The sequence below is a fragment of the Streptococcus sp. 2018WUSS126 genome (genome assembly GCF_044427425.1).
Taxonomy (GTDB): Bacteria; Bacillota; Bacilli; order Lactobacillales; family Streptococcaceae; genus Streptococcus; species Streptococcus hashimotonensis.
Genome location: NZ_JAOTGB010000008.1, coordinates 71837 through 85819, shown reverse-complemented (window position 1 = coordinate 85819; position 13983 = coordinate 71837). Strand labels below are relative to the sequence as shown.

General features: G+C 40.9%; 11 protein-coding genes and 1 pseudogene. 9 read left to right on the top strand and 3 right to left on the bottom strand.

The window, feature by feature from the left end; all coding sequences use genetic code 11:
* Positions 1 to 152: 152 nt before the first annotated feature.
* Complete coding sequence (locus tag ODU34_RS04475) at positions 153 to 965, bottom strand: Cof-type HAD-IIB family hydrolase (RefSeq protein WP_105179082.1); 813 nt, start codon at positions 963 to 965, stop codon at positions 153 to 155.
* A 343-nt stretch (positions 966 to 1308) separates the two neighbouring features.
* Between ODU34_RS04475 and ODU34_RS04470 the strand changes: the two genes are divergently transcribed.
* The gene (locus tag ODU34_RS04470) at positions 1309 to 2769 is read left to right on the top strand and encodes an NCS2 family permease (protein WP_105179083.1); all 1461 of its coding nucleotides are present in this window, start codon (positions 1309 to 1311) and stop codon (positions 2767 to 2769) included.
* A 198-nt stretch (positions 2770 to 2967) separates the two neighbouring features.
* Positions 2968 to 3431: pseudogene (gene tnpA, locus ODU34_RS04465) on the top strand (IS200/IS605 family transposase).
* 440 nt (positions 3432 to 3871) lie between these two features.
* Here the strand turns inward: tnpA and metF are convergent.
* Positions 3872 to 4732 (bottom strand): methylenetetrahydrofolate reductase [NAD(P)H], encoded by an 861-nt coding sequence (gene metF, locus ODU34_RS04460; RefSeq protein ID WP_024412215.1) that lies wholly within the window; start codon positions 4730 to 4732, stop codon positions 3872 to 3874.
* Between the two features lie 3 nt (positions 4733 to 4735).
* Entirely contained in the window at positions 4736 to 6985 is a 2250-nt protein-coding gene (gene metE / locus ODU34_RS04455; RefSeq protein WP_105179428.1) for a 5-methyltetrahydropteroyltriglutamate--homocysteine S-methyltransferase, read from the bottom strand.
* A gap of 382 nt (positions 6986 to 7367) precedes the next feature.
* On the opposite strand from metE, the gene ODU34_RS04450 reads away from it, so the two are divergent.
* The 7 genes from ODU34_RS04450 (at position 7368) to ODU34_RS04420 (ending at position 13966) form a co-directional block, all read left to right on the top strand.
* A complete protein-coding gene (locus tag ODU34_RS04450; protein ID WP_024406611.1) occupies positions 7368 to 8057 on the top strand; it encodes a gamma-glutamyl-gamma-aminobutyrate hydrolase family protein in 690 nt (229 codons plus the stop codon).
* Between the two features lie 151 nt (positions 8058 to 8208).
* Positions 8209 to 9060 (top strand): MetQ/NlpA family ABC transporter substrate-binding protein, encoded by an 852-nt coding sequence (locus ODU34_RS04445; protein ID WP_024406612.1) that lies wholly within the window; start codon positions 8209 to 8211, stop codon positions 9058 to 9060.
* 156 nt (positions 9061 to 9216) lie between these two features.
* Positions 9217 to 10584, top strand: coding sequence for a M20/M25/M40 family metallo-hydrolase (locus ODU34_RS04440; protein WP_105179427.1), 1368 nt, complete (start codon positions 9217 to 9219; stop codon positions 10582 to 10584).
* Positions 10577 to 11641, top strand: a complete 1065-nt coding sequence (locus ODU34_RS04435; RefSeq protein ID WP_012775313.1) for a methionine ABC transporter ATP-binding protein — start codon at positions 10577 to 10579, stop codon at positions 11639 to 11641. The genes ODU34_RS04440 and ODU34_RS04435 overlap by 8 nt, the downstream gene beginning before the upstream one ends.
* The gene (locus ODU34_RS04430; RefSeq protein ID WP_398578382.1) at positions 11642 to 12334 is read left to right on the top strand and encodes a methionine ABC transporter permease; all 693 of its coding nucleotides are present in this window, start codon (positions 11642 to 11644) and stop codon (positions 12332 to 12334) included.
* A gap of 181 nt (positions 12335 to 12515) precedes the next feature.
* The gene (locus ODU34_RS04425; protein WP_398578381.1) at positions 12516 to 13220 is read left to right on the top strand and encodes a B3/4 domain-containing protein; all 705 of its coding nucleotides are present in this window, start codon (positions 12516 to 12518) and stop codon (positions 13218 to 13220) included.
* Positions 13221 to 13486: 266 nt separating this feature from the next.
* Positions 13487 to 13966: a DUF1398 domain-containing protein gene (locus ODU34_RS04420; RefSeq protein ID WP_074414642.1), complete on the top strand. Its 480-nt coding sequence runs from the start codon at positions 13487 to 13489 to the stop codon at positions 13964 to 13966.
* Positions 13967 to 13983: the final 17 nt, after the last annotated feature.

Sequence of the window (13983 nt, the reverse complement as noted above, 5' to 3'; positions counted from 1 at the left end):
TTAAAAAATTGGGTTAAAAACTTCCTTTTTGTGCGCCCTAAATACAAAAACTATTCCCGTTTTGTCATGAACTGCTCAGACGGGAATAGTTTCTTTAGCTGCTTAAATGCTTAACTTAATGACATTGGACAGTTTATCAGGTTTTTTGAAGTCTATAAAAATAGGTTTTCTAGTTCACGTGCGACACCATCTTCAAAATTAGCAAATGCTGTCAATCTGTCGGCATGTGGACGAAGTGTATCGCTACAATTTTTCATGGCATAGGCTGTTCCTGCTAGGTCTAGCATCTCAACATCGTTGTGCTCATCGCCGAAGGCAATTAAGTCGCTAGGAGAGGCTTGGTAGAGGTTAAGAACATAGCTCAGAGCGGTTGCCTTATTGACACCTTTTGCACAAGTTTCGAGGATATTTAATGGTCCACCCCACGTATTGATTTCTAATTCATCTTTGAAATAGGCATTCATTTCTTTTGCAAGTTCATACTTATCAGTTGCACGAGTTTGCATAAGGATGGAATGAGGGTCACTGGTAATTAACTCAGGTCTGATGAGTGTATCTGGTGTAATCTGTTCAACCCCCATCAGAGCTGGATCAATCTTGTCTAAGTTCTTTTGAGTGATATAGAATTTATTCTTGTATTCACCGGCAATAAAATCTGCCTCAAATGTTTCTTCTTCTTTTAGAAATTCTAGTAGGTATTTTTTGTCGATTAAAATATTTTGTTCCCATTGCCATTTCTTTCCAGGGATGTGAACTAAAGAACCGTTGAAATTAATCATGGGAGTATCCAGTTCTAGTTGGTGGTAATATTTTTCAGCCATTCGATAGGGGCGACCTGTGGCGATAAGAACGGTGTGTCCTGTTTGGCGGACCTTCTTTATAGTTGAGATGGTATAATCAGATAATTGACTATCATTATTGAGCAATGTGCCGTCCAAATCGATAGCAATGATTTTTTTCTTCATATTTAATAGCATTCCTTTCAAGATTCGTTATACTAGTTTTTAATAGTGAATAGTGTTTAGGTAGTAGCTAGACTGCTGAGAAATTGTTTTATGTGTCAAAGAATAGTACTTGTAGGTAACCATATCTTGAACTAATAATTTCCAGTATAACAAAAGGAGATAATAAAAGCAAAGAAGCAATAAATTTTTTATAGATCGTCCGCAACTTTTCAACGTTCGTTATTTACGAATGTTAAATACTGAAAATCAACAAAATAACGTTTTCAAGATTAAAAAACTTGAAAATATAATGTTTTTTGATTATAATGTTTTTATCGTTCGTAAATTAAAGGAGAAATGAAAAATGGATCAATTTTTTAAATTGAAAGAACACGGAACGACGGTTTCAACAGAAATTATGGCAGGTCTTACGACTTTCTTTGCCATGTCCTATATTTTGTTCGTTAACCCGAGCGTATTGAGTGTGGCAGGTATGCCGACTCAGGCAGTCTTTTTAGCGACAATTATTGCGAGTGCTGTATCAACGCTTGTTATGGGATTATTTGCTAACGTACCTTACGCCTTGGCACCAGGTATGGGGTTGAATGCCTTCTTTACCTATACAGTGGTTATCGGTCTTGGTTTTACTTGGCAAGAAGCTTTGGCAATGGTTTTCCTCTGCGGTTTGTTTAACGTTTTTATTACTGTTACAAAGGTTCGTAAGAGCATTATTAAGGCGATTCCGATTAGCTTGCAACATGCCATCGGTGGAGGTATCGGGGTTTTCGTTGCCTATCTTGGTTTTAAAAACTCTAATTTAATCACCTTCTTGACATCTGGTTCAGATATTATTACTGTAAATGGTGTTGCTCCGGCAGATGCAACAGCCGAAACATTCTCAAACGGTGTTTTCTCTGTTTTTGCAGGTGGAGGTGTTGTTCCATCTATTTCAACTTTTACTGAACCAAGTGTTCTCTTGACAGTGTTCGGTCTCCTCTTGACAGCTGTTTTGGTTATTAAGAACGTGCGTGGTGCAATTTTGATTGGTATTATTGCAACGACTGTAGCTGGAATTCCAGCAGGTGTTGTGGATCTGTCTACAATTGATTTTGCAAACAACAATATCGGTACAGCCTTTGCGGGGCTTGGTACGACTTTCTTAGCAGCTTTTGGTGGTCTATCTTCGCTCTTTGCTGATTCAAGCCGTCTACCACTTGTTTTGATGACTATCTTTGCATTCAGCTTGTCAGATACCTTTGACACACTTGGTACCTTTATCGGTACAGGTCGCAAGACTGGTATTTTCTCAGAAGAAGATGAGAAAGCTCTCGAAAATGGTACAGGCTTTAACTCTAAGATGGACAAGGCGCTCTTTGCAGATGCGATTGGTACCTCTATCGGTGCACTATTTGGTACTTCAAATACAACGACATATGTTGAATCGGCTGCAGGTATCTCTGCAGGTGGTCGTACTGGTCTGACAGCTGTTACAACAGCGGTTCTCTTCCTTCTTTCAATTCTTATCTTGCCATTTATCGGTATTGTACCAGCAGCGGCAACTGCTCCAGCTTTGATTATTGTCGGTGTCATGATGGTTTCATCATTCCTAGATGTGGATTGGAGCCAATTCGAAGACGCTCTTCCAGCCTTCTTTGCAGCCTTCTTCATGGCGCTTTGCTTCTCAATCTCATACGGTATTGCAGCAGCATTTATCTTCTATTGCTTGGTAAAAGTTTCAACAGGTAAGGTTAAAGAAATTCATCCAATCCTTTGGGGTGCTACAGCTCTATTTATTCTGAACTTCATCATTCTAGCCATCTTGTAATCTGTTTATTATCCTTGAACTGATCTTCATTTGAAGGTCAGTTTTTTATTATGTGACTTTTAGTCCGTCACGCTCCGTAAGGTGCGTGACAAATAAACCACCCGCTATGCGGGTGCGCGACGAAGGTTATACCAAAAAAACTCCAAACGCGATACAATAAAGGTGTTCAAGCCTATTGTAAAGCGAGAGGAGAAAAGTATGGCACAAAAGGCACATAGTTTATCACATACAAAGTGGTTGTGTAAGTACCACATTGTCTTCACCCCTAAGTATAGACGAAAAATCATCTATAATCAATATCGAAGTAGTTTGGGAGAAATATTCCGACGTTTGTGTAGTTATAAAGGCGTAGAAATTATCGAAGGACATCTGATGCCGGATCATGTTCATATGTTAGTCAGTATTCCTCCTCGATTAAGTGTATCAAGCTTTATGGGATATTTAAAAGGTAAGAGTGCTCTTATGATGTTTGATAGACACGCCAATCTCTCTATAAATTTGGCAATCGTCATTTCTGGGCCGAGGGATACTATGTAAGTACGGTTGGACTTAATGAAGCCACAATTAAGAAATATATACAAGAACAGGAAAAACATGATATAGCACTTGATAAATTGAGTGTAAAAGAGTATGAAGATCCCTTTAGGGATAATGGCAAGTAGTACGAATGCCTCTTTAAGAGGCTAGTGACGAGTCAAAAGCAGTGAGGCTTGAACAAAGTGAAAGCCAGCGTCTTTAGGCGCTGGCTGGTGATGTGGGCTTATAGCCCTTGTTCAAACCACCCGTTTGACGGGTGGTCATGATTTACGATTAAAATATATGGGAATCAATGTGCTTCAGTTAATAAAATACTGTCTTGAATGTTGTAAATTGAAAACGGTTGGACTTTATTTTTTCATTTCATCGCTTCCCTGTCTTCTCTTAGTGGCATTTTTACTCCTTGTGACTGTATTTTAAATGGCTGTTCGTTATTGTAAGCAAGATGTCACATACCTAGACATCTGCTGGATTAATGTCATGATGGGGTGAAAAAATTATCATATAGTCTTTGGGAGTCACAGGGCATAGAATAACCCCTGAGCTTGGGCTCAGGGGGAGTTTTCTAACTATAATGTTTGAATAGCGAATGAGTTGCCTGATGGATGGTGCGTGCTGTTTCAGCGTTGTTCATAGTGTAGAGATGGATACCAGCCACATCATTGGTCACTAAGTCAACAATTTGATCTACAGCATAGGCCAGACCTGCTGCCCGAAGAGATTCAGGATTGTGCTCATATTTTTCTAAAATGGCTTTAAACTTACGAGGGAGGTGGATATTCTCACAGGTTTTCAAGAGTCGAAGTGCCTGATTCCTGTTGATGATAGGCATAATACCTGCGATAATAGGCACTTCGATGTCTGCTAGAGAACATTTCTCCTGAAAGTTATAAAATGCTTCGTTATCGAAGAAGAGTTGAGTTACCAAGGTTGAGCAACCAGCATCAACTTTCTTTTTCAAATTTTTGATGTCTGAGACAGAATTTGGTGATTCTGGATGCACTTCTGGATAACAGGCTCCAATAATGTCAAAATGTGGAGCTTCTTCCTTGATAAAGGAAATCAAGTCGGTTGCATACTGGAAGTCCTCTTTAGGGGGAAGACCTTCAATAATATCGCCACGAAGTGCTAAAATCTGATGCACACCAATTTCATCGAGAGAATGAAGAACGGATCGGACCTTTTCTTTTGTCAAGTAAGCAGCTGGCAAATGCGCGATAGTTGGAATATGCAATTCATTGCGAACATGGTTAGCCAACTTGACAGTCGTCTCTTCTACGTTCAAATTGTTATTGCTGCATGTAACACTGATAAAATGAGGGGCCAAACCTTGCATCTCATCGAGAGTTTGGATAATCTTTTCATTGCCTACTGCTGGTTTTGGAGGAAAAATTTCAAATGAGAGACTTGGGGTTTGACCGATCATAAATTAGAGTTCCTTTCTGGCTGCCTTAGCTGCTTGAGTCAAGTGGATAAGACTAGCTTTTGTTTCTGCTTCGCCACGAGTCTTGAGTCCGCAGTCTGGGTTAATCCAGACTTTTTCTTTCGGTACTTTAGCAAGGATGGCTTGAATAGTGTGTGCAATTTCATCAACGGCAGGGACACGTGGAGAGTGGATGTCATAGACACCGGGACCTACCTGAGTTTGGAAGTTTTTAGCCTTGAGTTCATCTAGGATAACAAGATTTGAACGGCTGGCTTCAAAGGAGACAACGTCCGCATCCATATTGTCGATGGCAGGAATGATGTCTGTAAATTCGCTATAACACATATGTGTGTGGATTTGTGTATCTGGTGCAACAGTTGAGTGTACCAAACGGAAGGCAGGGATTGCCCAGTCAAGGTACTCGCTGTACCAGTCGCTACGACGGAGTGGTAATTTTTCACGTAAAGCTGCTTCGTCAATTTGAATAATCTTGATCCCCGCTGCTTCAAGGTCAAGAACTTCTTCCTTGATAGCGAGAGCAATTTGAAGTGTTGATTCTTTGATAGAGATGTCTTCGCGAGGGAAAGACCAGTTGAGGATGGTTACAGGTCCAGTCAACATACCTTTAACTGGTTTGTTTGTACGGCTTTGAGCATAGCTAGACCATTTGACAGTAATTGGGTTCAAGCGTGTTACATCACCCCAGATGATTGGTGGTTTTACCCCACGCATACCGTATGATTGTACCCAACCGTTCTTACTGAAGAGGTAACCAGATAGGTTTTCGCCGAAGTATTCTACCATGTCGTTTCGTTCAAACTCACCGTGAACTAAGACATCGAAGTCAACTTCTTCCTGCCATGCAATCCACTCATCTGTTTGAGTTTTAACAAATGCATCGTATTCTTTTTCTGAGATATTTCCTTTACGGAAAGCCAAGCGTGTGCTGCGGATTTCTTTGGTTTGAGGGAAAGAGCCAATCGTTGTTGTTGGAAGAAGTGGTAAGTTTAGCTTCTCGCGTTGAATGGCTTCACGCTCTGCAAAGACTGGTAGGCGTGTATAGTCTGAGTCTGTCAAACTTGCAAGACGGTCAGCAAGTGCTGTGTCACGCCCCACACGTTCAAGAGCAAAGAGCTCTTTGTTAGCTGTGAGAGCAACTTCGCCTTGACCGTTACGGATGGCATCCAAATCACGTAATTCGCTCAATTTTTCAACTGCAAAGGCAAAGTGGTTGAGGATAGCAGGCTCAAATTCTTCATTAGCAGTTGTAAATGGTACATGAAGAAGGGAGCAAGAAGTTGTTATGACGACATTTTCAGCTGGAATAGCATCCAAAACAGCTAGGCTCTTTTCGTAGTTGTTGCGCCAGATATTTTTACCGTTGACGATACCAGCGTAGAGGGTCTTGTCAGCTGGGAAACCTGTCGCAACAAGTGCAGCAGTTCCCTTACCTTCTACAAAGTCAAGACCGATGGCATCAACAGGTAGGTTTGTCAATTCAGTGTAAATATCACGCACATCGCCAAAGTAGGTTTGGATAAGGACTTGCAAGCCTTTCTTATCTGCCAAGAGTGTTTGGTAGATGTTGAGGAAAAGGGCTTTTTCTTCAGCAGTCAAATCCTTGACCAAGCTCGGTTCGTCCAGCTGGATTTTTTCAGCACCAAGCTCTGCCAATTTTTCAAAGACTTGTCCGTAGGCTGCAACTAAGCTATCAGCGAAATCAGTAGCAGTTAAACCTTCTTCAAAATCAGTTAATTGTAAGAGTGTGAATGGACCAATCAAAACTGGACGAGTTGTGATACCCAAGTCCTTTGCTTCTTGGAATTCGTCGAAAATCTTTTGACCAGCTAGTTTGATTTCTGTGTCTTTTTCAATAGCTGGAACGATATAGTGGTAGTTGGTATTGAACCATTTTTTCATCGGTCTAGCACGAACGTCTCCTTTTTCTCCTTGATAACCACGTGCCAAAGCGAAGTATTTTTCAAGGTCAGTCAAGTCAAGTTCTTGAACTGCTTTAGGTACGATGTTGAATAGTACTGCTGCATCCAAAACATTGTCATAATGAGAGAAATCGTTGCTTGGGATTTCAGTAATGCCTGCTTCTTTAACAATATTCCAATGTTTAGCACGCAATTCTTTGGCAGCAAGCAAAAGCTCTTCCTGTGGAATTTCATTTCTAAAGTATTTTTCAGTGATAAATTTTAGTTCACGGTGTTCTCCGATACGTGGGAAGCCGATAATAGTAGTAGTCATGGTTTTTCCTCCAAAATATTTCTATGCCCCTATCCTAACAGAAAAAACGACTCTTGTATAATTGTAAAATTTTAGAGAAAGTTATAACTTTTGGCTATAACGGATTGAAAGGGAGCTGCTTTTTATGATATTTCTCCTATATAAAAGCTTGAAAAAACGCCTGTTTATCAAGCTTGCCTTTTTTTATGCTGGCTCCAGCACAGTTTTTTCTTAAGCTTGGTATAGATTTTATCTATGAAACTGCCAAAGGCAAACTCTTGTTTGCGAGCAATTGTTTATAGGTAGTTCTGATAGTTATTTTTTATCAAGCCATAAAACTTCTATATTAGACAGGGCTAGGTAGCCATGCTACAATGGAAAAAATGAAAGACAGGGGCTTTTTATGGGAAAAGTTATCATTGGAATTTCAGGAAACGAGCAAGAATTTCCAACTAAATCTGGTAGAACATATGTAACCGTTGCGAGTGAATTGGCAGATGGTGTTCGTCAGGCTGGTGGTATACCGATGGTTATTCCTATGGGAACCCCTGACTTAGCCAAGGACTATATCAACATGATTGATAAGTTGATTTTATCAGGCGGTCAGCATGTAGACCCAAGTCTATACGGTCAAGAGCGCTTGATTGATAGTAATGATTACCTCTTGGAACGGGATGAATTTGAACTGGCTTTGATTGAGGAAGCCCTTCGTCAGGGAAAACCAATTTTTGCAGTCTGCCGAGGGATGCAGTTGTTGAATGTTGCTCTAGGCGGAAGCTTGGAACAAGAGGTGGCTCATCATTGGCAAGATGGTATTGCGGGGACATCCCATCGTTTACAAGTGAAACCTAAAAGCCGAATCGGTCAACTGTTTGCCCAAGGGAGCCCTATTAATTCCTTCCATCAGCAACGAATCAAAGAATTGGCTCCAGGACTGGTGGCGACAGGTTTGGATCCTAGGGATGGTACGATAGAAGCTTATGAAAGTAGGGGGAACCAAGCTTTGTTTGGTATCCAATGGCATCCAGAATTTTTGTACAATGATTGTAAGCAACATCGAGACCTGTTTCAGTATTTAGTAGATATATTTTAAGAGGGGTATCCCTCTTTTTATTATCAATGCTTATAATTGCAAGGGTATTTGTTATAACGAAAAGTTATAACTTTCTATAAAAAAAGTCAATTAGTCAGAAAGAAAATTCTGTGTTAAGATAGATACAGTTCTAATTTAAGGAGATCATTTTATGAAATTAAAAAAATTGTTTAGTTTGGCAACAGCTGCTTTATCAGTAGGCGTACTTGCTGCATGTGGTAACTCTTCTTCAAGTTCAGATTCATCTGCAACAACTGTTCGAGTAGGTGTGATGAGTTTGAGTGAGTCGGAAGAAGCTCGTTGGAATAAAGTTCAAGAAATTCTCGGGGACGAAGTGAAGTTGGAATTCACTCAATTTACAGACTATTCACAACCAAACAAGGCAGTAGCTGAAAATGAGGTAGACATCAACGCATTCCAGCACTATAACTTCTTGAATAACTGGAATGAAGAAAATGGTGAAGACTTGGTTGCTATTGCGGATACTTATATCGCACCAATCCGTCTTTACTCAGGTACAGCTGATGGAAAAAACAAGTACACTAAAGTGGAAGAAATTCCAGATGGTGCAGAAATTGCGGTTCCAAACGACCCAACAAACGAAAGTCGTGCTCTTTACCTTCTTCAAGCAGCTGGTTTGATCAAGGTTGGTGTATCTGGTACAGAATTGGCAACTATTGCTGACATTACTGAAAACAAGAAAAACTTGAAAATTACTGAGTTGGATGCAAGCCAAACAGCAAGCTCACTTAGCTCAGTTGATGCAGCCGTTGTAAACAACACATTTGTGTTGGAAGCTGGTTTGGATTACAAAAATGCCCTTTACAAAGAGCAAAAAGATGAAAATTCAAAACAGTGGTACAACTTGATTGCAGCTCGTAGCGATTGGGAAAAATCAGAGCAAGCAGCAGCGATTAAGAAAATTATCGAAGCCTACCACACGGATGAAGTGAAAAAAGTTATTGAAGATACTTCAGACGGTATGGATGAGCCAGTTTGGTAAAATGTAAATAGGTTGAGGACTGGGCAGTATTGTTCAGCCCTCTATCTGTTTTTATAGAGATAAGAAAAAATCTCTTAACCAAAGTCAGATATGTGGGAGAATATTTGATTTTGGTTAGTAGATTTGATTGATTTTCATTGAGTGTGAGGAGAAAGTATGGCAGATAGTAAAGTTCAAGCATTTGAAAATGATGTGATTATTCAAAACTATTTTGAAAAGTTGAAGGTCTTGATTTCAAAGAAATCTATTTTTGCTCAGCAGATTGGTTTGTTGGATGTGGCGACTTACTTGAAAGATATGTTTGAAGAAGCTGGTGCAGAGGTTGTTTTGGATGATAGTTATGCAGCACCCTTTGTCATGGCTACGTTTAAGGCTTCGGTGCCAGATGCGAAAACATTGATTTTCTACAATCATTATGATACAGTACCTGCAGATGCCGATCAGGTCTGGGAGAAGGGCAACCCCTTTGAATTGACAATCTCTGACGGCTATATCTATGGTCGGGGGGTAGATGATGATAAGGGCCATATCACAGCTCGTCTGTCAGCCTTAAAAAAATATCAAGCTAGACAGAATGGCCATTTACCAGTCAATGTGATTTTTATTATGGAAGGGGCAGAAGAGTCAGCTTCTGTTGACTTGGACAAATACCTTTCAAAATATAAAGAACATTTGATCGGTGCTGATTTGCTTGTCTGGGAGCAGGGGCACCGCAATAGTCTGCATCAGCTAGAAATCGCTGGGGGAAACAAGGGAATTGTGACCTTTGATCTTCAGGTCAAATCAGCTGACTTGGATATTCATTCTTCCTATGGAGGTGTCATTGATTCGGCAAGCTGGTATTTATTATCAGCACTTCAATCCATGCGGGCTGCAGATGGGCAAATTCTGGTAGATGGCATTTACGAGCAAGTGCAAGAGCCAAATGAGCGTGAATTGGCCTTAGTGGAAGAATTTGCACTGGCTACCAGTCAGTCTATGACGGATATTTATGGACTAACCCTTCCAACCTTGGTAGAAGATCGTCGTGAGTTTCTGAAGCGTTTGTATTTTGAGCCATCGATTACCATTGAAGGCTTGTCAACTGGCTATCTTGGTCAAGGTGTCAAGACCATCATACCAGCTCAAGCTTCTGCTAAGATGGAAGTCCGTCTGGTACCTGGGTTGGAGCCGCATGATGTATTAGATAAGATTCGACAGCATTTGGACAAACATGGTTTTGACAAAGTTGAGGTTGTCTTCACTCTAGGAGAGATGAGCTACCGAAGTGATATGTCGCACCCTGCCATTGTCAATGTGATTGAGTTGGCTAAAAAGTTGACGCCAGAAGGAGTTGCTGTCTTGCCGACGTCACCGGGGACAGGACCCATGCACACAGTCTTTCATGCTCTAGGTGTGCCGATTGCAGGATTTGGATTAGGAAATGCCAACAGTCGTGACCATGCCGGTGATGAAAATGTTAGCATCGCTGACTACTATAGCCATGTTGAATTAGTAGAGGAGTTAATTGCAAGTTATGAGTAAGGAAATGATTAAGCTAGATAATATTGATGTAACTTTCCAGCAGAAAAAACGCACCATCGAAGCGGTAAAGGATGTGACCATCCATATCAATCAAGGGGATATTTACGGTATCGTAGGTTATTCTGGTGCTGGGAAATCTACCCTTGTCCGTGTCATCAATTTATTGCAGGTGCCGACAGCAGGTAAAATTACTATCGATGAGGATGTGATTTACGAGGGAGAAAAGGTCACACTTACCCCAGCTCAATTGCGGAGCAAACGCCGTGAAATCGGCATGATTTTCCAGCATTTCAATCTGATGGCTCAAATGACGGCAGAAGAAAACGTAGCCTTTGCCCTTAAGCATTCGGGTTTGAGCAAGGAAGAGAAGAAAGAAAAAGTTGCTAAGTTGTTGGACTTGGTTGGGCTTTCTGACCGTGCTGAAAACTATCCAGCTCAGCTGTCTGGTGGTCAAAAACAACGTGTTGCCATTGCCCGTGCCTTGGCCAATGACCCTAAAATCTTGATTTCTGATGAGTCTACTTCTGCCTTGGATCCGAAAACGACTAAGCAGATTTTGGCACTTTTGCAGGAATTGAATGAAAAATTGGGCTTGACCATTGTTATGATTACCCATGAGATGCAGATTGTAAAAGATATTTGTAATCGTGTGGCTGTTATGCAGGATGGTCGCTTGATCGAAGAGGGTTCAGTTTTAGAAATCTTCTCTCATCCAAAAGAAGAATTGACCCAGGATTTCATCAAAACAGCAACAGGAATTGATGAAGCCTTGGTGAAAATTTACCAGCAGGATATTGTTAAGAATTTGCCTGAGAATAGCATTTTAGTGCAACTCAAGTATGCTGGTTCCAACACGGATACGGCCATTGTCAATGATTTGTACAAATTCTATCAAGTATCTGCCAATATTTTGTATGGCAATATTGAGATTTTGGACCATACGCCAGTTGGTGAGATGGTAGTGATCTTATCAGGTGAACCTGGTCAGTTGCACCGTGCGATTGAGGCAGTGACGGAGGCGCGTGTGGAAGTGACGATTTTGAAGGGAGCGAACTAGATGTTAGAATGGATTCAAACAAATTTTCCAGATATTTATAAATTGGGCTGGGATGGTCAGACAGGTTGGTTAACACATTTTAATTTGACCCTCTATATGACCTTTGTTTCCTTTGCTTTTGGTGGCTTGATGGGCTTGGTTTCAGGTTTGTTCTTGGTCTTGACTGGTCCTCGGGGTGTCATTGAAAATAAGACGGTTTACTGGATTTTGGATAAGGTAGCTTCTATCTTCCGTGCCATTCCTTTCATTATTTTGTTGGCGGCCATTGCTCCTTTGACGAAAATTATTGTTGGGAAAACGATTGGTACGGAGGCAGCCTTGGTGCCGCTCGCTCTTTCAGTCTTTCCCTTCTTTGCCCGTCAGGTTGAAGTGGTCTTGTCAGAATTGGACCGTGGTGTCATTGAGGCGGCTCAGGCTTCAGGAGCGACGTTCTGGGATATTGTCCTTGTCTATCTGCGTGAGGGTCTGCCTGACTTGATTCGTGTGACGACCTTTGCCCTGGTTTCCTTGGTCGGCTATACTGCCATGGCAGGAGCTATCGGAGCAGGTGGTTTGGGACAGGTTGCGCTATCCTACGGTTACTTGCGTTACAATGACGATGTGACCTTTTTAGCAACCCTTTTGATTTTAGTTATCATCTTCGTAATCCAGTTTATTGGAGATTTCTTGACGAGAAAGATTAGTCATAGATAGTTATTTAGTTGTGTTTTTTCAAATTTTAGATAGTCCTTGACTTATTTAAAGCATTTTTATACAATAAATTTAATTAAATAAACACTGCCACCGGGTAGTCATGCAACAGCATTTTATGAACGTCGTTAGGTCTTAGAAGATGTTCATAGGGTGCTGATTTTTCTATAAAAGGAGTGAGAATATGTCACAATTTGTTGTTGATTCATCTTTTTGGAACTTGTTTCCAGATGCAAAAATCGGAGTATTATTATTGAAGGGGTATAAAACGCCATCAGAATCACCAGAAGATTTAGTGAAACTACTGGAAGAAAGTAATGAAATTGCCCAGAAATTTCTTACAGAAGATACTTTTAGTGAAAATGAAGTTATCCAAACGTATCGCCAAGCTTATCAAAAATTCAAAACTAAAAAAGGTGCACGTTCTAGTATTGAAGCACTTTTGAAGCGTTCTGCTAGTGACCGTCCAGTTTCGACAATCTCGCCCTTAGTGGATATTTATAATGCAGCGAGTTTACGTTTTGGTCTTCCATGTGGTGCTGAAGATTTAGATACATTTGTAGGCGATCTCCAACTAACGATCACTGAGGGTGGAGACGAATTCTATCTCATTGGTGATGAAAATAATAATCCAACTCTACCAGGTGAAGTTTGCTATAAGGATGATAAAGGAGCCGTTTGTCGCTGTTTCAATTGGCGCGATGGTGAGCGAACCATGATTACGGATGAGACAAAGAATGCTTTCTTGGTCATGGAGTTGGTCAATTCTGATAGAGTAGAAGATTTGGAAAATGCCCTTGATTTTATCAGTCAACACGCAGAAAAATTCTTGGGAGTAGTACCAGAAAAATATCTACTAGATTGCGATACGCCTGCAATAGCCTTGTAGGATTTGTCAGCGGGATTGTGTTCGGATAAATAGTGGTCTTTCTAGACAAATGCTGATTTTTCTGCTACAATACTAAGCATGAAAGAAGGTTGTTTCAAAAGCCTGTCTAGCGAGCTTGGGAGAGTGAAAGCCAAGCCAGTCTTGAAATAATTGGCGCTTTCCCAGTCGTGACCATGTCCGACTGCTTATCAATCATACAAATGAAGTAATAAATTAGGGTGGAACCGCGTTCTCAACGCCCCTATGTCTGTGGACAGGGGAAGAGAATGTGGTTCTTTTTGTCTGCCGACCGAGTATTTCTTGTTTTTCATCTCAAGGTGAAAGACAGCTACTATAAAGAAAGGAGACCAATGTTCACCTTAGAAAATATCAATCACGGGCATGAGCAGTTTACTGGGCCTGATTTTCCCAAACTGATCGCCTATTTTAAGGACTTGGGTATGGTGGAAAATATTGTGGATATCCAGTCTGGCCAGGTTACCTATCGCTCACAGACAGGGCAAACTCTGGAAAAGCAGGGCTATCAAGTGACGATACCTGTTTCGGACCAAGCCAATCTGGACCAGTTTGTGACTATCTTACGTAATCATCAGGCTGGACAAACAGATTTCCCCGCCTTCTGCCAAGAAACAGCAGAAGCAGGGATTTACAAGTGGATCATCGACCTAGAAGCCATGACCTGTTCCTATCTGGACAAGGTGGAACAGGCTGTCTTTGTGGAAGCTGTACCGAGTGTGGAAAACTAGCAATTTTGAAATATATA